Raw genomic sequence first — 20,329 nt, 5'->3', positions numbered from 1 at the left:
GAATAGTCGGACTTGGGTTGATACAAGTGTTAGCAAAAATTACAATTGATCTCAAAAACAGACCATCATAGAAGATGAACTCATTCCTAAAAATCTGCATCATTCTTACACTTGCCCTGTCCTCTTGCAACTCAGGCGATCAAAAAACTGAAAGATCGAACACTGATGAATTGCTGCAAAATGAAATTAAATTCGAATGGCAAGGCTTTGAACTTGATGGTATCAAGTATGAGCACGGCGCGATGTTCTTACCAGTTTATATAGATTCAATTGATAGAGAATTTAAAATGCAGTTAGATTTAGGTTTAAATGTCTCAGCAATTTATGAGAACCCCCTTCAGACAATTCTTTCAGCACATCCCCATTTAAAAAGAAAGATTGTTGCCAGAAGTGACTATGAAATACTGAGAGTAAACACCAGTATTGGTAATTACAGTTCTTCGGTCGATACCTTATTCATCTACAAAGATTATGGAGACCAAAAAAGCTACGATTCTCTTTCGGTAATTGGGTCAATTGGAGCTAATGAGGTGGAAAACAAAATTCTTCTCATTGATTTTCCAAATACTACAATTACCATTCTTAACGATGAGAGCAAATTCGACAAATCAGACTATCGTCTAGCACCACTTGAATATAAATACGGCAAAATATTCATTTCTTTAGCAGTTGATGGACAAAGCTATGACTTCATTTATGATACAGGAGCGTCCATATCTGCGATAACTACAATTGATAAAGCTTTCTTTGATAAAGTAAAAAGTAATTCAACTCCTACAGACACCGTAAAGTTGAATAGTTGGGGGACATTGGCCACATTTGAAAAATCAATAATTGAATCTCCTATTGAATTGGGGGAAATGAAGCTAAGTGCAAATAAGAATATTCTTTTTACCCAAGAGCAAAAAATTGTAGAAACCTTGAATCAGGTTGGGATTGACGGGCTAGTAGGAAATGACTTTTTCATAGACAATGTGATCGTCATTGATTTGGTCAACAATAAATTTGGAGTGAAAAAACAATAACTTTTTTTGGTAACAATATATATAGCTAATGGCAGGGAACTTCTGATATCAAGGTTTTCGCTCCCTAACCAGCTTTGGTTTCCCTTACAGGAAAGTACTTCGATACCACCAAAAACCCTATACTAAACCTTACAAAAAAGCCCAAACCTGAATACTCAAGTTTGGGCTTGTTCTCTATTATTTAATCGCATTAGCTACAAGCAATCTTATTCACTCGATTCTGATGTCTTCCTCCTTCAAACTCGGTAGTCAAGAAGATCTTGGCCAATTTCTCAGCTAGTTCGTAGGAAATAAATCTTGCTGGCAAAGCAAGTACATTGGCATTGTTATGTTGTCTAGCCAAAGCTGCCAATTCCTCATTCCAGCAAAGGGCCGCACGGATTCCCTGGTGCTTGTTGGCAGTGATCGCCACCCCATTTCCACTTCCACAGATCACGATCCCGAGTTCATACTCTCCTGCTTCGATCGCATCACTCAACGGATGAACATAGTCCGGATAATCCACGGAAGCCGTAGAGAATGGACCAAAGTCTTTCACTTCATATCCCAAGGACTCTAATTTGGCGACTAGTTGGGCTTTGTATTCAAAACCTGCATGATCTCCTCCTATTGCTATCTTCTTTGCCATGATTTTATGTTTTTTTAATTGCTATTCTGAGTAGTTTGATGATTCTGAGATTTCTCCCTTCGGTCGAAATGACAAAGAAAGTGAGGTCGAAATGACTCGATTAACGAATGATTAGAGATTTCTCACTTTGTTTGAAATGACAATAAAACAAAATCTTACATCATACATCTCAAATCCTACATCCTCAATCCCTATTTCCCATTGCATCTCTTGCTTCTTCCTCCGCTTCTTTGATCGCTCTTTTCTTTTCCAGACGTTTCGCAATCTGAATTCCGGCCTCATACAACACCAAGATCGGCATGGCAATCAAGACCTGAGAAATCACATCCGGAGGCGTAATAATCGCAGAAAGCACCAAGATCACTACAATGGCATGTCTTCTATAGGCTTTTAGCATGGCGGAAGACACCAAACCTGACATGGCCAAGAAATACACCACTACTGGAAGTTGGAACATGATGGCAGAAGCCAAGACCAACATCGTGAGGGTAGAAATGTAGGAGGTGATATCAAACTCATTCAGGATTGAAGGATCCAGCTGGTAGTTTGACAAGAAGTTGATGGAAAGTGGTGATAGGATATAGTATCCAAAGGCCGCTCCCAAGAAGAACAGTAAACTGACGAAGAATACGGCTCCTCGAGCAGCATTTCTCTCCTGGTCATATAATCCCGGACTGATAAATCTCCATATTTCCCAGAATACAAAAGGAAAGGCTGCAATAAATCCTACCACAAAACTCGATGTCATGTGCATGGTAAACTGCCCGGTCATCTGCCTACTCTGAATCGTAAATGGCAATTCGTCGATACAAAGAGCAGTGATACCGAAATAGTCACTGACGTTACATAGCCATCGATAAGTCACGAAGTCTACCTTGGATGGTCCCAAGATGACGACTCCAAAGACAAAGCTTTTGGCTACGAATGCAGCAACAGAAAGTATTAAAATTGCAGAAACAGAACGAAGAAGGTGCCAACGAAGGGCTTCCAAATGGTCCAAAAAGGACATTCCTTCTTCTTCCTCATCTTGATATTGATCTAACGCCACGGGTGATTTTTAAATTCTAATATAATGGAAACTGATTCATCCATGCATTGACTTCACTTCTGATGGTAGCCAATTCAGCTTCATTTTCGTGATTTACCAATGCGCGGTCAATCAAACCTACAATTTTGATCATATCATCTTCTTTCAGGCCTCTGGTCGTGATGGCAGCAGTACCTACTCTCATTCCTGAAGTGACAAATGGAGATTTGGTATCAAACGGAACCATGTTCTTATTGATGGTGATATCCACTTTGCCTAAAGTCTGTTCAGCTATCTTACCAGTCAAGTCCTTATTTCTAAGATCGATCAACATCATGTGGTTATCTGTACCACCTGAAATGATTTGATATCCTAAACGTACGAACTCTTCTGCCATGACGGATGCATTCTTTTTCACTTGCAACACATATTCCATGTATTCATCCGAAAGCGCCTCTTCGAAAGCGATTGCTTTGGCAGCAATGATATGTTCTAATGGACCTCCCTGGGTACCTGGGAAAACTCCCATATCCAACAAGGAAGACATTTTCTTAATTTCTCCTTTTGGAGTAGTTAATCCCCAAGGATTATCGAAGTCTTCACGCATCAAGATCAAACCACCTCTTGGGCCTCTCAACGTTTTATGGGTGGTAGTCGTTACGATATGGCAATGCTCCAATGGATCATTCAATAGACCTCTCGCGATCAATCCGGATGGATGGGAAATATCCGCCAACAAAAGCGCACCTACTTCATCGGCGATCTCTCTCAATCTTTCGTAATCCCAATCACGGCTATACGCGGAAGCACCACAAATGATCAATTTAGGAGAAACGGCCAAGGCCTTCTCTTCCACTTTATCGTAATCGATTCTTCCAGTCTCTTCTTCCACACCATAGAAATGTGGCTCATATAATTTACCTGAAAAGTTCACCGGAGAACCATGAGTCAAGTGACCTCCATGAGAAAGGTCAAATCCTAAAATCGGATCACCTGCTTTCAGGCAAGCCAATAATACCGCTGCATTGGCCTGCGCCCCAGAGTGAGGCTGCACATTCGCCCAAGTAGCTCCAAATAATTTCTTGGCACGGTCGATCGCCAACTGCTCAATTTCATCGACTACTTCACATCCACCATAATATCTCTTGTTTGGTAAACCTTCTGCGTATTTGTTGGTCAACACGCTTCCAGCTGCTTCCATTACTTGTTTGCTGGTGAAGTTTTCGGAGGCAATCAGTTCGATTCCTCTCTTTTGTCTGTCCTCTTCTTGGGCAATTAGATCAAATATTACCGTATCTCTTTTCATAATCAGGGGTTTGAAAGCGGATTAGCTATGGATTAAGAGCTGATTATCACAGCCCAAAAACGAGCCCAAAAATAGCCTGAAACTCTTGATATTCCAATCCAAATACTGCTTTGATCAAAGATTAAAGAATTCCTTTCACAGATTCACTATTTTAGCAGCATGTTTGATTTCAAATTTACACCTGAAACCTATTTTCAAGAAGATACTACATCGGTGCTATTGGTCAGGATGCAGTATCCGGAAAGTCAATGGGGAGAACAGATCAGCATCTATGCGCACTGGATAGAGGGAAAGATTCAGTTCGAGGCGGTAGATTTTTATGGAAATGACTTTATGCTTTATCCAGCCTCTAGCTTTGAACCCTTAAATTTTGAGGATTTGGTGTATCTATTGGAAGGAATTCAAGTGAATCAGGATTCGAATGAAGGAAATATCGAAATGACCCTATATGGGATTCCGAAGGCAGAAAGTGCTTTCTACCCAGAGCTGGAAAAATATTTTGAAGAAAAAAGGGAAAATGCAGGTTTAGATTAAAAATCTAAGGCATTTTGGCTTCTGTTGGATACATGACGAGAGCGGAACCAATATTCATAGGTAGAAAAGTCTACACATTCATTTAATTCCATTCCTTGAAATAGGATTTTCTTCAAACTATTGACAGGAAGCCAAGATTTAAGCTGTTGAGCTTGTTTCGAACTTAATTGTGAAAGTTGAATCCATTTTCGCCCTTCAATTGAAATAGGTACAAGTTTCGTCATATAGATTTATTTAGGTCAGGTAAAAGTATGCTGATTTTCAATACGATACAAAATTTGAAAATTAATTTTATGTTAATAGCTATTCAATTTTATCCTAAAACTACATGATACCAGTAATCATTGCAGTTTTAGGGCTTTTTTTGGGATTATTTCTTCAAAATCGAGACGGATTCCCTACCGAAAAAGCTACAAAATGGACCAATTTTTATTTATTGAATATTGTATTGCCTGCCTTGGCATTGCTTTATATCCCACAAATCAAAGCTGAATGGGGCTTATTGATCCCCATTTCTGCAGCCTGGTTTACCTTTATCACTTCCTGGATCATCTTCGGGATTTTAGGAAAATTGTTGCACTGGGATCGAGGCTTAACAGGCTGTCTGATCATTGTCGCAGGGTTGGCCAACACTTCATTTTTGGGATTTCCGATTGTGGAAGGTCTCTATGGAAAGGAAGGGATGCCTATTGCTCTATTGATTGATCAAGGAGGATCCTTCTTATTGGTTTCTTCTTTGTCGATCATTGTGGGGTCACTCTACAGTCATAAAAGTGGAAAGCTCAGCAGCATTCCCATAAAAATCATCAGCTTTCCTCCTTTTGGATTTCTAATGGGCACCTTAGTGATGAGCATTCTGGGGGTTCCTACTCCCGAGTTTCTAATGCCCTTGCTCAAACTTATTGGAAGAACGATGGCCCCAATGGCCTTATTTGCCATTGGGTTAAAGTTCTCTTTGGATTTTGACTCCTTAAAATCACGTTATTTCTGGATGGGAATGGGGTATCGATTGATTTTAGCTCCCATCCTGGTCTGGCTAATCTATCGTAATTTTCTACCTCAGGATAGCCTTACGTTCAAAGTAACCGTCTTGGAAAGTGCCATGGCACCTATGATCACTGGCTCCATCGTAGCCATCAGCTTTGATCTAAGGCCCAAATTAGCCACGCTATTGGCAGGCTTGGGCATTCCTATCGCCGGACTCAGTTTGTTGTTCTGGTATTACTTGTTGGGCTAATCCTATAGCCAGATTGCCTGAATCTCCTTGGTAAAGTCTTCTTGAATGTGGTGATTGCTGGCAATAATCTCTCTTCCGAAAATATAATTCTTACCACCTGAGAAATCGGTTACTGCTCCCCCTGCTTCTTGAACAATCAAAGCACCGGCAGCCACATCGTATGAATTCAGGTTGTACTCAAAAAATCCTTCAATCCTTCCAGCGGCCACATAGCAAAGATCTGTTGCAGCGCTTCCAAATCTTCTAATTCCGTGGGTCTTTTGCATAAAGGTCTTTAAGGCAAACAAATACTTATCGATCAATTCAAAATTGTAATAAGGAAAGCCTGTTGCAATCAAGGAAGCAGACAGGTCTGGAGCAGAACTCACTTTAATTTTAGTATCGTTACAGAAAGCTCCGCCACCTTTCATGGCATAAAAGCATTCATGTCTATTCACTTCATATACCACGCCCAAAATCACTTCATCGTATTCCATCAAGGCAATACTCACTGCAAAAACAGGTATTCCATGAATGAAATTGGTGGTTCCGTCTAATGGATCAATCACCCAATTGTATTGATCCGCTTGGGTAGTATTGGTCTCCTCTTCTGTGATAAAACCCGCTTCTGGTAGGATTTTGGATAGAGCAGCTACAATCATTTTTTCGGCTTCCTTATCTACATAAGAAACCAAATCGTTAAATCCTTTGTGCTCCACTTTATCTGCACTGAAATGTTGACGCTCTTTTCTGATAAAAGAACCGACGTTCTTTGCAATTTCCTGAGTTTGCTCCAGGAGCGCACTTAATTGAATCTGGGTATCCATAAAATAATAGGTTTGTTAATTAGGCTTTCGAGTTCTTTCCGGCTACTACTAAAACAATTTCTCCTTTGACTGAGTGGGTATTGTAATATTCTATTAATTCTGCCAGTGAACCTCTGACATTCTCTTCATGTAGTTTCGTCAATTCTCTGGAAACGCAGGCTTGACGATCTTCTCCAAAAGCTTCGGATAATTGAAGCAGTGTTTTTTGTATCCGATGGGTAGATTCATAAAAAATCATCGTCCTGGTTTCCTCCATCAGACTTTCTATTCGGGTCTTACGGCCTTTTTTATGAGGCAAAAACCCTTCGAAAACAAATCGATCATTGGGAAGCCCACTGTTAACCAAGGCGGGAACAAATGCAGTTGGTCCTGGGAGACACTGAACTTCCAAACCGGCTTCCAGTACTGCTCTCACCAATAAAAATCCAGGATCTGAAATAGCCGGGGTTCCAGCATCTGATATCAAGGCAAAATGCTCTCCCTCCTTCATCCTACTTACCAATTTCTCAACTGCTTTGTGCTCATTGAAAATATGATAACTCTGCAAAGGACGGGATATCTCCAGATGCTTTAATAAAACGCCACTTGTCCTCGTGTCTTCCGCAAGGATAACATCTGCCTGCTTCAGCACTTCTACCGCTCTGTAAGTGATATCTTTTAAGTTCCCTATGGGTGTAGGGACAATGTATAGATTGGGACGAGACGTTTCACTCATTTAATCAGGGCATCAATTTCTTTAGCTAACGACCGGTCCTTTTCAGTCACTGTATTTCCTTCATCATGTGTAGTCAACTCAATGGTTACCTGATTGTACACATTGCTCCAATTGGGATGGTGCTGGGAAGCTTCCGCTAGAAAAGCCACACGGGTCATAAAAGCGAATGCCTCTTGAAAATCATTAAATTTAAAAGTTTGCTTGAGTTTATTGTCTTCTTCGGTCCACATCTTCTGTTGTTTTTAAAGTGAGATAACTCCTTCGATCTTTGCTGCTTTTTCATAGAGTTCCACGATCTGCTCTGATGTTTCCATCATCGCCTGAATAGTGGCACTTATGTACTTTCCTCCAGAGCTTGGCTTTAATTTTACCTCATTCTTAGGAAACAATGCTTCGATCTCAGTTTCCTTTCCTTTTGGAACTATAAATTTAAACATATAGAGCATAGGAAATTGTCCTGACTCCTCTAATTTCTCTTTAAAGTTTTCTCTATCAAAATTCTTTTCCATAGTATTCCGATTCAATGTGATTAGAAATAGCTTCAAACAAAGAACCCATGCCGATTGGCATGGGTTCCGATGAGCTTCTTTAATTAAAAGAATTTATATCGGTAGTCTTTCACATCTGCGAGATCCTGTAAGGCCATCATGACCTGATAGGAAGTCCTTTGTGAAGCACTCTGAGTCAATTGACTTTGGAAACCACTATAGTCTCCTAATTCTGCAGCTGGGTTCAAGCTGTTTAGCTTGCCAACGATCACTCCTACATCTTCTTTAATCGGTGCAGTCATGTCACCAGCGTTCTTCAACCCGAAGATGGATCCGATTGCTCTAGGAGCAAATCCAACGCCTGGAATCACAGAAGCACTTAGCTTCAAATCTGGAGTAGTATTTAATGAAGCCTCAGGGAATACTGCTTGCATTTCCTCCAAAGTAGCTTTACCCGCTAACTTCTCAGCAATCATGGCAGCTTTCTTATCATTTCTAACCTGTGCTTCTACTTGAGTACGAACATCAGCCAATTTCGCATCTCCTTCTTCTTTCTTACTGATCAAAGAAGCAACTATATAATTGTTATCCAATTCGAATACTGGAGACACCTCATCGGCAGAAGCTTCTGTAAATGCCCATCTAATTACTTCTCTAGCATTTTGGATGTTGTTGATGTTTCTGCTAGTAGCATCTACATTACTTGCCTCCAAAACTCTGTAACCTTGTTCAGCGGCATTTTCTTTAAACTGGTTTCTGTTTCCGCTCTCGGCAGCAAAAGAATCTGCATTTCTGAATGCTTCATTTCTAGTAGCATCACTTGCTACCAACTCAATTTCCAAGGCTGCCAATTTAGTATACTGAGTTAATGGCATTCCAGTAACATCAATGATATGGTAACCATATTCAGTTTCAACCACATTATTGATCAAACCAGTTGATTTTGCAGCGAACACTGCATTGGCAAATGGTTCTACGAAATCTGCTTTCGCAAAGTATCCAAGGTCACCGCCATTTTGAGCAGTACCATCTTGACCATACTGGCTTGCAGTAACGGCAAAGTTAGCTCCACCTTTCAAATCAGCTAAAATCTGCTCTGCTTGTTCTTTGACAGCTGCTTTCATCGCATCATTCATTCCTTCAGTGCTCAACAAGATATGAGATGCTCTCATTCTAGCTGGACCTTCGTATTGATCACTTACTTTGTAAGTAATATAGGTGGAATTAGGAGTTACAAATGGACCATAAGTAGCACCCTCTTCCATTTCATCTACATTAGAAGTGAAACTTGCAGGAAGGTTAGCACCTGGAGCATATGTAAAGAAAGGAAACTGAGATTCAGAATTTCTAGCGACAAATGCAGAGTCATTCTCAGAATTTCTCAATTCTTCTGTCAAGCTTTGGATTTCAGAAATCACCTCAGCAGAATCTTCACTACTTGGTAAAATACTAAAGCTTACATATTCAATGTTGGCACTAGTGCCAGTTCTGAACTTGCTTTGATTTTTGCTTAGGTAGTCTTTCATTTCGCTTTCGCTCACTGAAACTGCTGAATCAGCAATTGCATAGTAAGGAACAAACAAATGAGAAACGTCTGCAATGGTATTAGCAGCTTCATATTCGTGCTTTGCTTCTACTGAAGTTACGTATTCAGAGAAGGTTAGCATGTTGTCATATTTGATTCTCAATCTGGATTCCGCAAATAGCTGTTCCTGCTGAGCCCAGAAAGCTTGCTGAGTAGGATCAGCATTTTCTAAAGACTGAAGGAATGATACTAATTGAGACTTGTCGAATTCACCGGTTTGAGGGTTTACTAATTGCTGACGCAATTCGGCAACAATGTTTTTCCCCTGCACCATATCCACTAATTCTGCATCAGAGATCGTCAAGCCAAGCTTTTCATACTCTTCGTTGAATACCTTTTCAACGATCAATGCCTGCCAAGCCTGCTCTCTTACGGTGAACATTTCTGGCTCGGAAGGAGCTCTTCCTGTTCTTTGCTGAAAAGCAACTCTAAATTGCTCAATGCTTGCCACGTACTCTTCATAGGAGATTTCCTCTCCTGCGATTTCCCCAACAACATTTTGATTTGAATTGAGTATGGAGGAATTTGGACTTAGCAAATCTCCACCCAATAGGAATAAAATCAACCCGCCGGCAATTACACCGATTGCGAGACCCGTTCTCTGTCTTATTTGTTTAATTAACGCCATTTGTATTTCTACGCTTTTTTAGAAGTGTCGCAAAATAATAGCATTAGGGTCGAAATTCAAAATATATTCTGAATCAAACATTTATCTAAAAAATCCCCGAGCTATTAATTTTCAGCTTAACTGAGTCAATTCTATGGTCTTGCTTGGTCATAATCGTAAACGTATAGGGACCAAAAACGACCGATTCGCCCTTCTTGGGCAGGTTTTCTGTCAAAGAGAGAATTAATCCTGACAAGGTTTCAAAATCACCGTAAGGTAAATCCCATCCATATTTATCATTTAAATAATCTATTTCGTGACGGGCACTTAACAAATATTCATGATCTCCGGTCTTTTGTTCGATCAAATCATCATTGTCATACTCATCTTCAATCTCTCCAAAGATCTCTTCAATGATGTCTTCCATGGAAACAATTCCGCTGGTTCCCCCAAATTCATCCACCACCAAAGCCAAACTTTTTCTTTCCTGAATAAACTGTATAAGCAGTTCATTAGCCAAGGCTGATTCCGGTGCAATGATAATAGGGGTAAGGATTTCCTCGATGCTCTTTGGCTTCTTGAACAATTCCAGTTGATGACAATAGCCAATCACATCGTCGATGGTTTCACGATATACAATCACCTTGGAGTGACCGCTTTCTGCAAATACCTCTTTCAGCTCTTCAATGGTATCCTCAATTTCTACAGACACAATATCGGTTCTTGGCACCATGCACTCCCTCACCCGTACCGTTTTAAACTCCACCGCATTGTCAAAAATCTTGGTATCTATATCCACTTTCCCCTCTTCTTTTTCCTGGGTCAAATGATTTTGGATAAAGCTATTCAAATCCGTCACGGTAAAAACCGGTTTGTCTTCACTGTATTCCAGTCTCAATATCTTGGTGATGAAGAATCTGGAAAGCCCTACCACCGCCCAAACAATAGGGTACATTAAGAAATAGATTGCCAAAAAAGGCAATGCAAAGAAGGTGAGCATGCTGTTTGGGTTCAGCATAAAAATACTTTTGGGAAGGAACTCTGCCGTCACCAATACAATCAATGTAGAAATCACGGTTTGGAGTACCAATACAAGCGCTTCATTGTTAAAGCCTTCCGGCAGCATCATGTTTAAAGGATCCTCTAACAGGAATGCCATGAAAATACCATAGAGCACCAAGGAGACAGTATTCCCCATCAAGGTAGTGCCGATAAATTGTCCAGTATTGTTGACGAAGGTGCTGAGTACTCTCCCTACCAAAGACCCCTGTTTTCGCTGAAGTTCAATCTGAAGCTTGTTGGAGGAAATAAAAGCGATTTCCATTCCCGAAAAAAATGCTGAAAAAAGCAGCGTGATAATCACGTATATCAAATAAGAAACATCCATGTTTAATGCTTTATCCGCTTTTTAGTTTTTTGTTTTGGTTTTTGGGGGTCTTTTGGGTCGTTGGTCCTTCTATATTGAAACCAAAATAGTAAGGCTACCGCAAACATAAAAACTGGATAGGACACTTCTACGCCTTGGCTCAGGCTGAGATGAATTCCAATGATTACTAATGCTAGCGCAAGGGATAAAATAAGGACGTCAGGTAATTTCAATCTAATATTTTTCGGTAAATCTAATATATGTGGAGTTTATTTCTCTTCTCCAGGAAGTAAGGTCCTACTATCTCTGATATTTTTCAACTTATAATTGGAAAAGCTTTCGTCCGCTTCCATCCCTGTTCCATTAAAAAGTGTCTGCCCGTCCCGAACCGTAACAAATTTCTCCGTATAAATTTTCTTTTGATTGGGATTCCAGAATATTTCTTCCGCCTTCAAACCCTGATCCTTTTCCAGATTTTCCACCTGCACATCTCCCTCACCTTTATAGATGTTATCTTCTCGGAGGTAATATCCTCTGTCTGCCCGCATGGTGGTAGTTATATTTCCCGCTTTATCAAAAAAAGTAATGTCAATCCCTTCTGGAAATTCCAAATTTCCATTTTCGAACTCCAATTGCTTGGGAGCTTTGATTTCAGATCTTATAATGGCTGAATCACTGGAAACCAAATTGATATTAATGGAGGTATTCATCGGCCCATCATACACCTGCAAGGCAGCCGCATCCACATCTTCCCGGCAGGAAGAGAATGCCATCACACAAATAGAAAGTAAGATAGTAAGGGTGCTATACTTCACGTTACAAAGATAAATGAAAATTAAATGATAAGTAGTAAACGCAAAAAGGGCAGCCGTGTAGCTGCCCTTTTTAGAATATTATCTTAGATTAATCTCTTGTAGCCAAAGTTACACTTTCGCTAATCCAACATCCAGTGTTGATGGTAGAACCAACTTGTAAACTTTCAGTAAACAATTCCTCTTTGGAAGGGAATCTAGCTTTGGCATTGGCCATTCCTGTATTATCACCAGCTCTTTGGTATGCATTGTAAGCAGCAATGTAAATAGAGTAATCTTTTGCACGGCTTTCTCCACCTTTACAATCGTTCATAGAACCCATGTACAAGTCACCGATCAATTTCCAAGCATCTTTAGACTTAGACTCATCCATTGCAGCAGCTTCTTTAGCAGCAGCTCTTGCAGCAGACTTTTGGCCTTTAGCTCCATAGATCTTCGCCAATTCAAATTTCACTTCAGCCTTCTGAGCATCGTTCTCAGCCAAGGTCATGGCCTTCTCCAATACTGGCTCTGCTTTTTCGTAATCTTTCTCCTGTAGGTACCTCATTGCTCTTACCTGAGAAGTTGCGAATGTAGGATTATTGTTATCAATGATTTCCAAAGCCTGCAAGAACGCATCAGAAGAGAAGCACTTGTATTGTACAGAGTAATTAAAGATTTGATTAGCTAATTTTTCGTTAGAAGGATCAGCAGCCAATTTAGGGCCCATGGTGTTTTCGATGAAATCACAATCGATCAATTCCATTGCCACCAACAATTGTTCTAAGGTACCTTTTTGGCTGGTAACATCTTTTCCTCCAGCTTCTGCTTCTGCAAGCATCGCCTGGATTTTATCGTGGATCTCTAAAATCTCCTCAGGAGTGTAAGCTTTGTTATAAGCATAGTTTCTGTAGACCAAATCAAAGTAAGCAGCTGTCAATTGGTAGTTGATCGTACCATTCAACTCCATTGCCTTCTCGAAATCTTTGATGGCTCCTTTTAGCTTCTCTTTATCACTTTTGTAATATTGATAGCCATAGTAAGCTTTGTTTTCGATCCACTTTGATTCATTGTCATACAATTCACCTCTTTTTTCATAAAGGGCAATAACTGAATCCTGATACACTCTTTTTTGAGCTTCATCAGAAACTGCATCTGCTGCACCATCATAAATTTTAGTCCCGTTGATATACAAAGACTCATTTAATTCTGGAACATTCACTAGTAACCAACTTAATGGCTTCGTTGCGTCAACATACTGCTCTGACTTCATATAGTCAGTATATGCAGCATTCAATTCTCTTGCTTTGGCTTCTTGCGCAGGATCAGATGGCCAATTCCATCCATCTTGCGCTTGAACCACGCCAGCCATCAAAACGGCTGCTAGACCTAATAGGGTTGATTTAATTTTCATGGTTATTATGCTTTATTCAAATACTCGTTTATAAAACCAACTATTATCATTAAGTGAAAATCCAAACGTGAAGTTCACATAATTTTCTTGGATCAGGCCATTATCGGTAGTGCCGCGTTGTCCCACCTTCACTGCCAAATTCACCAACGATAATTGATTAACTGGAAATGAAGCTCCAAAGTTAATGCCAATATCATTGATATTTGTCTGGTTCAGATAGTAGGGAGTCTGCTGATATTCTAATCCAAATCGATAAGTAGTTCTTTTCAATGGACTGTCAATCGCTAGGTAATCGGGTACGATCCGAAATCCCAAACCAACTTTAATGGCTTCCCTTAAAGAAAGGCTCTCTCCAAAAAAGGATTTAAACTTATTAAAATCCTGATATTGCCCCTCCAAACCGAGGGCGAATTTATTCATTTTTTCAAATGTTATCCCAAATCCGAAGCGATTTGGAATGTATATACTGCCTTTTTCATCATTGGCGATCAAATCACCATCTGAATCGGGATCGCTAGCTTCACCTAAAGCAGCCAATTTGGCAAAGGCTTTTCCACTAACATCCCCCAAATTCTGATAAATGGCACCAAAGTGTAAGTTATTCTTGTCAGAAAGCTTTGCAACGTAATGTGCACCTGCTTTAAGGCCAATATCACTAACTGTTAATCTTTCATAATATTCAGTAGTGTTCCCCACTTGGTTGTTATTATCATTCAAAAGTGACAATTGGTTGTTTCGAATAGTGGACCCAAAAAGATAAGAAGCCTGCGCACCTAAGCTGAAATTCTTGGCAACTTTCACCCCAAAGCTCATGTAAGCTTCCGAAATACCTCCATCTCCCTGCACATAATTATAGGCTCTTAACTCTGCATTTTCTACCGCGCTCTCTACCTGAAGTCGGTAATTCACACTGGTGATTTGGTTCAACCCAAGTCCCATCGTCACTTTTCCTGACTTTATCGGAAGTGACATGGCTACATAGGAGAGACCTCCACCATCAACATCAGAAGATTCAGAATTATTTTTAGCATTGAATCTTTTATAATTCAAGGCTGCCTGAAAATTAAATATGGTGTTGTAAGTAGTCAATGCCGGGTTGACGACATTGGCATTCCACCCAGTACCATAACTAACTCCAAGTCCTCCCATTCCCTGGTTCTGAGTTAATCCTGAATAATTAAATTCACCAATGCCCAAGGCACTATACGTAGAAGCTGAAGACTGTGCTTGGGCTTCACTAAATAAGAAAAGGGTGCAGATTACACCCAGCAATTGCAATTTGATTTTACTCAACATTGTGGTTTAGAATACAATTCAATCCATGAAGGACTAAATTTTGGACTACAAATATGTGGTCTTTTGCTAATGATTCAAAAGATTGAGCGTCTCCACCGCAAACAAAGACCTTTATTTGGGGAAATTTTTGCTCATATTTTTGGATTTGGCCTAGAATTTCTGATTCAATCCCATACCAAATACCTATCTGCATACAACTGATGGTGTTGGTTCCGATAAAATTTTCCGGCTTACCAGACACTTCCACCAAAGGAAGTCGAGCAGTTAATGCGTTCATTGCCTTGGCCCTCATCAACAACCCCGGACTGATGGCTCCTCCTCGATAGGTATTAGATTCATCTACCAAATCGAAAGTCATACAACTCCCCATGTCTATTACCAGCACAGGACCTGTTCCGGCCAATTTCCAACCTCCCACAGCAGCGGCCATTCTATCCAAGCCTAGTGTTGCAGGGCTACCGTAAGCATTGCCAATAGGAAATTGAAGATTGGTGGATAAGTATATAAATGGAAATGGAATTTGAATTTTAAGATCTTTTTCCGTCCATTTCACAGAACTTATCAAGCAATTTTGAAAAGTAAGACCTTTCCAATATTGCAAAGCAGTGGGCAAATCTATAAAAACTGATTCATTTACAAATTCAGTCCCCTTAAACAAGGCCGATTTGATTCTGGTATTGCCAATATCAATGATTAGATTGTCCATTCAGAAATAGGATAGACTGCAAATTAGGCATTAAAAAAAAGAGGGCTTTTCTACAGCAGCAAATTATCTTTGGATTGCTCCATACTTAACAAACTTTAACCCATGAGCAACGCTAATTACCACATCATAGGATTGATGTCAGGAACTTCAGGAGATGGTTTAGATGTCGCTTATTGCCATTTTGAAAAATCCGACTCTTGGCAATTTGAGATTCTAGAAGCAATCACCATCCCTTTTCCGGACCAATTGGGTGAACAGCTCCAAAAAGCCCATCTATTGAATGCGCTGGATCTTAATTACCTGGATGTAGCATTTGGAAAATGGATGGGTCAGGAAGTGAAGCAGTTCTGCTCTAAAAAGCAAATTTCTCCGATCGCAATCTGTTCCCATGGTCATACCGTATTCCATCAGCCACAAAAAGGATTGAGTTTACAAATTGGCAATGGATGGGCACTGCATCAAGCTTCGGAAATGAAAGTAATCAATGATTTCAGAATGCTGGATGTGCAACTTGGAGGACAAGGAGCACCTTTGGTTCCTATAGGTGATCAACTCCTTTTCCCCAATTTGGACTTTTGCATCAACCTTGGGGGCATTTCCAATATCAGTATGCAATGGGAGGGACAACGAATTGCGTTCGACTGTAGTCCATTCAACCTCTTACTGAACCCGATAGCGGAAAAACTGGGAAGCCCTTATGATCAAGATGGGCAATGGGCCCGTGAAGGACAGGTGGACAATGAGCTCTTGGAAAAACTAAACCAGATTTCTTTTTATCAAAAGAAAGGGGCCAAATCTCTTGGAAGAGAGGATATGGACGAGGTGTTCTCACCCATCCTTCAATCAAGCCGCGCTACTGAAAAAGATAAATTAGCCACTCTAACTGAGCATTATGCGATTCAAATCGCTCAAATAATTCAAACCTACTCGCTCCATGAAAAGCCAAGGGTTCTCCTCACAGGAGGAGGTGCCTATCATAAATATTTTATAGAGCGGCTCCATCATCAGCTCCAAGGTAATTGGCAACAATTTGAAGCTTCCAACGAACTGATAGAGTTTAAAGAAGCATTGATTTTTGGATTTTTAGGAGTGCTCAGGTTAAGGGGAGAACCAAATTGTCTGGCTTCTGTTACTCATGCGAGCAGAGATTCTTCTGGAGGAACAATCTTTGGCTGATTTGCTCTTCCACAAAATTTATGAGGGGGGCTAAATTTTTATATTTTTGGGGCAGATATAAACCCAAAAATTAATGCACGACTTATTAAAGAAGTTCGAAAACAAAAAAGCTGAAATTGTTTTTGAATGGAGCGACAATGAATCTGAAGCCGAAGGCTGGGTAGTCATCAACTCCTTAAGAGGAGGAGCTGCAGGAGGTGGAACCCGCATGCGCAAAGGACTGGACAAACGAGAAGTAGAATCTCTTGCCAAAACCATGGAGGTTAAATTCACTGTTTCTGGCCCCGCAATTGGTGGAGCCAAATCAGGGATAAATTTCGACCCGAATGATCCTAGAAAAAACGAAGTGCTTCAGCGCTGGTATAAGGCTGTTATGCCGCTGTTGAAAAATTATTATGGAACAGGGGGAGATATGAATGTGGATGAAATCCATGAAGTGATCCCTATTACGGAAGCCTACGGACTTTGGCATCCTCAGGAAGGAATCGTGAATGGACACTTTCATGCCACAGAACCGGAAAAAATCAAAAAGATTGGACAGTTAAGACAAGGCGTCTCCAAAGTATTGGAAGATCCTCATTATACGCCCAATGGACCCAAGAAATATACGGTTGCCGATATGATTACGGGATATGGTGTGGCAGAGGCTGTAAGACATTATTATAAAATATGGGGAGGTCAGATCAAAGGAAAGCGAGCAGTTATCCAAGGATGGGGTAATGTGGGCGCTGCAGCCGCATGTTTTCTGGCAGTAGAAGGAGTAAAAGTGGTAGGGATTATTGATAGGGAAGGGGGAATCATTCGTGAAGAAGGGCTGAGTCTGGATGAAGTACGAGAACTATTTATCGCCAGAGAAGGAAACAAACTGGTAGCCAAAGACATGATTCCTTTCGAGGAGATCAGTGAAAAAATCTGGGATATTAGCAGTGAAATATTTATTCCTGCTGCAGCATCCAGATTAGTGACTCAAAACCAAGTAGAGCGTATGGTAAATGCAGGATTGGAAGTAATTTCCTGCGGAGCGAATGTTCCATTTGCAGACCCTGAAATTTTCTTTGGACCTATTGGCGTATGGGCAGATAAGCGAATTTCAGTCCTTCCGGATTTTATTGCCAATTGTGGAATGGCCAGAGTATTTGCCTATTTGATGAGCAAGAAAGCTGAAGTCACCGACCAGGCAATATTCAATGATGTAAGCAAGACGATAGAAAAGGCTTTGAACAAAACATTTCAGGAAAATCCAGAAAAGACCAACATAGCTCAAAGCTCCTTTAAAATAGCCCTAGCACAACTCGTATAAAAAATAGTAGGTAGAATCGCTAGCAAAGGTTAATTTTTGAATTATTCTTGCTAGCGGTTATTTCTCTATTGGGGTCTTTCACCCAAAATCTGTAGTTTAGCAGAACCCATTTTGGGAATTTAACCGCTGGAAATTAATTACATTTAACCGAAAAGATTACCCAGCAGACCCTATTAGCCAAATGAAGAATTTCATCTTAAGTTTCTCCATACTTTTCGGAATACTCTTTCTTAATGGCCTACAACCTCAGCTTGCCCTTGCTGAAGAACGTGAGTCAAAAGAGACATTCTTAGCCCAAGCAGACCAAACTGATACAGAACACGCAACTGTTGAACATAACGATCAAGCCGATCATGGAGATGAAGTGCATCATGTAGCTCCAACTTGGCTGGTAATTCCCTTTGTAGTTTTACTATTAATGATTGCCACTGGTCCATTATTCTATGAGCACTTTTGGCATAAAAATTACCCTAAAATAGCCATAGCTCTTGCCATTTTGGTCGTCTTCTATTACTTGTTTATCCTTCAAAATGTCCACGCTCCTGTGCATGCGCTGGCGGAATATATACAGTTTATTGCCCTGCTAGCCTCACTTTATATTGCATCTGGAGGTATTTTGATTGAAATAGATAAAAAAGCGACTCCATTTGCGAATGTTTCCCTTCTCTTGATTGGAGCATTAATTTCTAATTTGATCGGAACCACAGGAGCTTCCATGTTGCTGATCAGACCTTTTATCCGGTTGAACAAAGGAAATATTCAAGCTTACCACATTATCTTCTTCATTTTCATGGTTAGTAATGTGGGAGGATCTTTAACTCCTATTGGAGATCCTCCATTGTTCTTGGGTTTCTTAAAGGGAATTCCTTTCTTCTGGACCTTAGAGCATAACTGGCCGGCATGGATTTTTGCTTTGGCCTTGCTAGCGATCGCTTTCTATTTCATTGATAAGAAATTGGGTAAAGCAGCAGATGATGAGATTGAACCAGAAGAAATCACTTATACCAACAAATTCTCCCTGATCGGGATGAAAAACTTTGGTTGGTTGTTCATCATCATTTGTTCTGTATTCCTTGATCCAAATGTGATTGAGGGAGTTCCTGCTATCGTCTATGACGGACAGAAGTTTTCTTACCTAAGAGAGGTCATCATGCTTTCTGTAGCATTCCTTTCTTATCGATTCGCAGACAAAAGAGCGATCCAAGGAAATGAATTTAATTTCGAGCCAATCCGGGAAGTGGCCTTTATTTTCATTGGAATCTTTGGTACCATGATGCCAGCATTGGAATTGGTAGGGAACTTTGCCAAATCTCCAGAAGGAGCATCCTTAATTTCCCATAATACCTTGTATTGGGGCACTGGTACACTCTCAGGCTTCTTAGACAATGCACCTACCTATTTGAATTTCTTGGCCGCAGCCATGGCTTCTAAAGGGGCTGACATCAATAATATTAGTCAGGTTCGGGAGTTTGCAGCCAATGGATTCCCCGATTCTTCTTTTGAGTTAATGGCTATAGCAGTCGCTTCAGTATTCTTCGGAGCAATGACTTACATTGGGAATGGACCTAACTTCATGGTGAAATCCATTGCTGAGCAAAGTGGAATCAAGATGCCTTCCTTCTTTGGCTATATCATTCGATTCTCCTTACCTGTATTACTTCCAATCCTTATTTTGGTTTGGCTGGTGTTCTTTGCCTTTGTAGGCTAATAGTTTTGAACTTCTGAATGGCGAAAGCAGTCCGTTAAATGGTCATTAACAAGACCCGTTGCCTGCATATGCGCATATATCGTAGTACTTCCTAAAAATTTAAAGCCCCGTTTCTTGAGATCCTTTGCCAATGCATCGGACTCAGGAGAGGTGGCAGGAGAGGGATCTCCTTTTTTAAGTTCATTTTGAATAGGCTTTCCACCTACAAACCCCCAGATATAGTCAGCAAATGTTCCAAACTCTTTTTGGACTTCCATAAAGCGTTGAGCATTATTGATGGCCGCTCGGATTTTCATTCCGTTTCTTATGATTCCTTTATTCGTAAGTAGTTCTTGCACATAAGATTCAGGAAATTCCGCCACTACTCGATAATCAAAATTGGCAAAGGCATCTTTATAGCCTTGTCGCTTTTTCAAAATAGTAGCCCAACTTAAGCCTGCCTGCGCACTTTCCAATACTAAAAATTCGAAGTGGATTTGATCATCCCAAACAGGTTTTCCCCATTCTTCGTCATGGTATGCAACATACTCCGGGAAACCCAAACACCAAGGACATCGGGATTTTTGATCGTTCATATAAATTTTCTAAAAGATTGAGAATAAAATTAAATGAGA

Annotated in this window: 21 protein-coding genes; 6 read left to right on the top strand and 15 right to left on the bottom strand. The window is 40.4% G+C overall.

Annotation, left to right across the window (positions count from 1 at the left end; translation table 11 throughout):
* The first annotated feature begins 74 nt into the window (after window positions 1-74).
* Window positions 75-1,025: a pepsin/retropepsin-like aspartic protease family protein gene (locus tag JYB62_RS15190; RefSeq protein ID WP_205646263.1), complete on the top strand. Its 951-nt coding sequence runs from the start codon at window positions 75-77 to the stop codon at window positions 1,023-1,025.
* Between the two features lie 190 nt (window positions 1,026-1,215).
* Here the strand turns inward: JYB62_RS15190 and rpiB are convergent, their stop codons facing one another.
* The 3 genes from rpiB to glyA form a co-directional block, all read right to left on the bottom strand.
* On the bottom strand, window positions 1,216-1,653 hold the full coding sequence (gene rpiB, locus JYB62_RS15185) for a ribose 5-phosphate isomerase B (protein WP_205646262.1): 438 nt from the start codon (window positions 1,651-1,653) through the stop codon (window positions 1,216-1,218).
* Window positions 1,654-1,837: 184 nt separating this feature from the next.
* Entirely contained in the window at window positions 1,838-2,701 is an 864-nt protein-coding gene (tatC, locus tag JYB62_RS15180) for a twin-arginine translocase subunit TatC (protein WP_205646261.1), read from the bottom strand.
* Window positions 2,702-2,717: 16 nt separating this feature from the next.
* Window positions 2,718-3,986 carry a serine hydroxymethyltransferase gene (glyA, locus tag JYB62_RS15175; protein ID WP_205646260.1) on the bottom strand — a complete coding sequence of 423 codons (1,269 nt, stop codon included), beginning with the start codon at window positions 3,984-3,986 and terminating at the stop codon, window positions 2,718-2,720.
* Between the two features lie 159 nt (window positions 3,987-4,145).
* On the opposite strand from glyA, the gene JYB62_RS15170 reads away from it, so the two are divergent.
* Window positions 4,146-4,520, top strand: coding sequence for a UDP-glucuronosyltransferase (locus JYB62_RS15170; RefSeq protein ID WP_205646259.1), 375 nt, complete (start codon window positions 4,146-4,148; stop codon window positions 4,518-4,520).
* Here the strand turns inward: JYB62_RS15170 and JYB62_RS15165 are convergent.
* Window positions 4,517-4,744: a hypothetical protein gene (locus JYB62_RS15165; protein WP_074226022.1), complete on the bottom strand. Its 228-nt coding sequence runs from the start codon at window positions 4,742-4,744 to the stop codon at window positions 4,517-4,519. The two genes, JYB62_RS15170 and JYB62_RS15165, sit on opposite strands and share 4 nt — an antisense overlap.
* A gap of 104 nt (window positions 4,745-4,848) precedes the next feature.
* Between JYB62_RS15165 and JYB62_RS15160 the strand changes: the two genes are divergently transcribed.
* Window positions 4,849-5,757: an AEC family transporter gene (locus JYB62_RS15160; protein WP_205646258.1), complete on the top strand. Its 909-nt coding sequence runs from the start codon at window positions 4,849-4,851 to the stop codon at window positions 5,755-5,757.
* Between the two features lie 2 nt (window positions 5,758-5,759).
* On the opposite strand, the gene JYB62_RS15155 is transcribed toward JYB62_RS15160, so the two are convergent.
* The 10 genes from JYB62_RS15155 to JYB62_RS15110 all read right to left on the bottom strand — a co-directional run bounded on the left by JYB62_RS15155 (window position 5,760) and on the right by JYB62_RS15110 (window position 15,531).
* The gene (locus JYB62_RS15155; RefSeq protein WP_205646257.1) at window positions 5,760-6,563 is read right to left on the bottom strand and encodes an inositol monophosphatase family protein; all 804 of its coding nucleotides are present in this window, start codon (window positions 6,561-6,563) and stop codon (window positions 5,760-5,762) included.
* A gap of 19 nt (window positions 6,564-6,582) precedes the next feature.
* On the bottom strand, window positions 6,583-7,278 hold the full coding sequence (gene rsmI, locus JYB62_RS15150) for a 16S rRNA (cytidine(1402)-2'-O)-methyltransferase (protein ID WP_205646256.1): 696 nt from the start codon (window positions 7,276-7,278) through the stop codon (window positions 6,583-6,585).
* Window positions 7,275-7,508, bottom strand: coding sequence for a 4a-hydroxytetrahydrobiopterin dehydratase (locus JYB62_RS15145; RefSeq protein ID WP_205646255.1), 234 nt, complete (start codon window positions 7,506-7,508; stop codon window positions 7,275-7,277). Before JYB62_RS15145 ends, rsmI begins: the two co-directional genes overlap by 4 nt.
* A gap of 12 nt (window positions 7,509-7,520) precedes the next feature.
* A complete protein-coding gene (locus JYB62_RS15140; RefSeq protein WP_205646254.1) occupies window positions 7,521-7,787 on the bottom strand; it encodes a DUF493 family protein in 267 nt (88 codons plus the stop codon).
* 83 nt (window positions 7,788-7,870) lie between these two features.
* Window positions 7,871-9,979 carry a peptidylprolyl isomerase gene (locus JYB62_RS15135; RefSeq protein ID WP_205646253.1) on the bottom strand — a complete coding sequence of 703 codons (2,109 nt, stop codon included), beginning with the start codon at window positions 9,977-9,979 and terminating at the stop codon, window positions 7,871-7,873.
* An 85-nt stretch (window positions 9,980-10,064) separates the two neighbouring features.
* On the bottom strand, window positions 10,065-11,345 hold the full coding sequence (locus JYB62_RS15130) for a hemolysin family protein (protein ID WP_205646252.1): 1,281 nt from the start codon (window positions 11,343-11,345) through the stop codon (window positions 10,065-10,067).
* Between the two features lie 248 nt (window positions 11,346-11,593).
* Window positions 11,594-12,139, bottom strand: a complete 546-nt coding sequence (lptC, locus tag JYB62_RS15125; protein ID WP_317194677.1) for an LPS export ABC transporter periplasmic protein LptC — start codon at window positions 12,137-12,139, stop codon at window positions 11,594-11,596.
* An 88-nt stretch (window positions 12,140-12,227) separates the two neighbouring features.
* Window positions 12,228-13,529 (bottom strand): tetratricopeptide repeat protein, encoded by a 1,302-nt coding sequence (locus tag JYB62_RS15120; RefSeq protein ID WP_205646251.1) that lies wholly within the window; start codon window positions 13,527-13,529, stop codon window positions 12,228-12,230.
* A gap of 12 nt (window positions 13,530-13,541) precedes the next feature.
* Entirely contained in the window at window positions 13,542-14,825 is a 1,284-nt protein-coding gene (locus JYB62_RS15115) for a hypothetical protein (protein ID WP_205646250.1), read from the bottom strand.
* Window positions 14,815-15,531, bottom strand: a complete 717-nt coding sequence (locus JYB62_RS15110) for a type III pantothenate kinase (RefSeq protein WP_205646249.1) — start codon at window positions 15,529-15,531, stop codon at window positions 14,815-14,817. Before JYB62_RS15110 ends, JYB62_RS15115 begins: the two co-directional genes overlap by 11 nt.
* A 102-nt stretch (window positions 15,532-15,633) precedes the next feature.
* Here JYB62_RS15110 and JYB62_RS15105 point away from each other — a divergent pair, with 102 nt between their 5' ends.
* The 3 genes from JYB62_RS15105 to JYB62_RS15095 all read left to right on the top strand — a co-directional run bounded on the left by JYB62_RS15105 (window position 15,634) and on the right by JYB62_RS15095 (window position 19,715).
* Window positions 15,634-16,707 carry an anhydro-N-acetylmuramic acid kinase gene (locus JYB62_RS15105; protein ID WP_205646248.1) on the top strand — a complete coding sequence of 358 codons (1,074 nt, stop codon included), beginning with the start codon at window positions 15,634-15,636 and terminating at the stop codon, window positions 16,705-16,707.
* 73 nt (window positions 16,708-16,780) lie between these two features.
* Window positions 16,781-18,007, top strand: coding sequence for a Glu/Leu/Phe/Val dehydrogenase dimerization domain-containing protein (locus JYB62_RS15100; RefSeq protein WP_205646247.1), 1,227 nt, complete (start codon window positions 16,781-16,783; stop codon window positions 18,005-18,007).
* Window positions 18,008-18,188: 181 nt separating this feature from the next.
* The gene (locus JYB62_RS15095) at window positions 18,189-19,715 is read left to right on the top strand and encodes a sodium:proton antiporter (protein ID WP_205646246.1); all 1,527 of its coding nucleotides are present in this window, start codon (window positions 18,189-18,191) and stop codon (window positions 19,713-19,715) included.
* Here JYB62_RS15095 and JYB62_RS15090 read toward each other — a convergent pair.
* Complete coding sequence (locus JYB62_RS15090) at window positions 19,712-20,290, bottom strand: DNA-3-methyladenine glycosylase I (protein ID WP_205646245.1); 579 nt, start codon at window positions 20,288-20,290, stop codon at window positions 19,712-19,714. The two genes, JYB62_RS15095 and JYB62_RS15090, sit on opposite strands and share 4 nt — an antisense overlap.
* Window positions 20,291-20,329: the final 39 nt, after the last annotated feature.

Origin of the sequence: Algoriphagus lutimaris (assembly GCF_017051705.1) — a bacterium.
Classification (GTDB): domain Bacteria; phylum Bacteroidota; class Bacteroidia; order Cytophagales; family Cyclobacteriaceae; genus Algoriphagus; species Algoriphagus lutimaris.
The sequence above is the reverse complement of the archived record's forward strand: the minus strand, read 5'-3'. Positions and strand labels throughout refer to the sequence as shown.

Bases quoted from the DNA above. Each gene is read 5' to 3' on its own strand.
- JYB62_RS15160 (WP_205646258.1), top strand. From the start codon at position 4,849: ATGATACCAGTAATCATTGCAGTTTTAGGGCTTTTTTTGGGATTATTT.
- JYB62_RS15090 (WP_205646245.1), bottom strand. From the start codon at position 20,290: ATGAACGATCAAAAATCCCGATGTCCTTGGTGTTTGGGTTTCCCGGAG.
- JYB62_RS15155 (WP_205646257.1), bottom strand. From the start codon at position 6,563: ATGGATACCCAGATTCAATTAAGTGCGCTCCTGGAGCAAACTCAGGAA.
- JYB62_RS15130 (WP_205646252.1), bottom strand. From the start codon at position 11,345: ATGGATGTTTCTTATTTGATATACGTGATTATCACGCTGCTTTTTTCA.
- rpiB (WP_205646262.1), bottom strand. From the start codon at position 1,653: ATGGCAAAGAAGATAGCAATAGGAGGAGATCATGCAGGTTTTGAATAC.
- JYB62_RS15145 (WP_205646255.1), bottom strand. From the start codon at position 7,508: ATGTGGACCGAAGAAGACAATAAACTCAAGCAAACTTTTAAATTTAAT.
- JYB62_RS15190 (WP_205646263.1), top strand. From the start codon at position 75: ATGAACTCATTCCTAAAAATCTGCATCATTCTTACACTTGCCCTGTCC.
- glyA (WP_205646260.1), bottom strand. From the start codon at position 3,986: ATGAAAAGAGATACGGTAATATTTGATCTAATTGCCCAAGAAGAGGAC.
- JYB62_RS15095 (WP_205646246.1), top strand. From the start codon at position 18,189: ATGAAGAATTTCATCTTAAGTTTCTCCATACTTTTCGGAATACTCTTT.
- JYB62_RS15140 (WP_205646254.1), bottom strand. From the start codon at position 7,787: ATGGAAAAGAATTTTGATAGAGAAAACTTTAAAGAGAAATTAGAGGAG.
- JYB62_RS15120 (WP_205646251.1), bottom strand. From the start codon at position 13,529: ATGAAAATTAAATCAACCCTATTAGGTCTAGCAGCCGTTTTGATGGCT.
- JYB62_RS15110 (WP_205646249.1), bottom strand. From the start codon at position 15,531: ATGGACAATCTAATCATTGATATTGGCAATACCAGAATCAAATCGGCC.
- rsmI (WP_205646256.1), bottom strand. From the start codon at position 7,278: ATGAGTGAAACGTCTCGTCCCAATCTATACATTGTCCCTACACCCATA.
- JYB62_RS15170 (WP_205646259.1), top strand. From the start codon at position 4,146: ATGTTTGATTTCAAATTTACACCTGAAACCTATTTTCAAGAAGATACT.
- JYB62_RS15105 (WP_205646248.1), top strand. From the start codon at position 15,634: ATGAGCAACGCTAATTACCACATCATAGGATTGATGTCAGGAACTTCA.
- JYB62_RS15135 (WP_205646253.1), bottom strand. From the start codon at position 9,979: ATGGCGTTAATTAAACAAATAAGACAGAGAACGGGTCTCGCAATCGGT.
- JYB62_RS15165 (WP_074226022.1), bottom strand. From the start codon at position 4,744: ATGACGAAACTTGTACCTATTTCAATTGAAGGGCGAAAATGGATTCAA.
- JYB62_RS15100 (WP_205646247.1), top strand. From the start codon at position 16,781: ATGCACGACTTATTAAAGAAGTTCGAAAACAAAAAAGCTGAAATTGTT.
- JYB62_RS15115 (WP_205646250.1), bottom strand. From the start codon at position 14,825: ATGTTGAGTAAAATCAAATTGCAATTGCTGGGTGTAATCTGCACCCTT.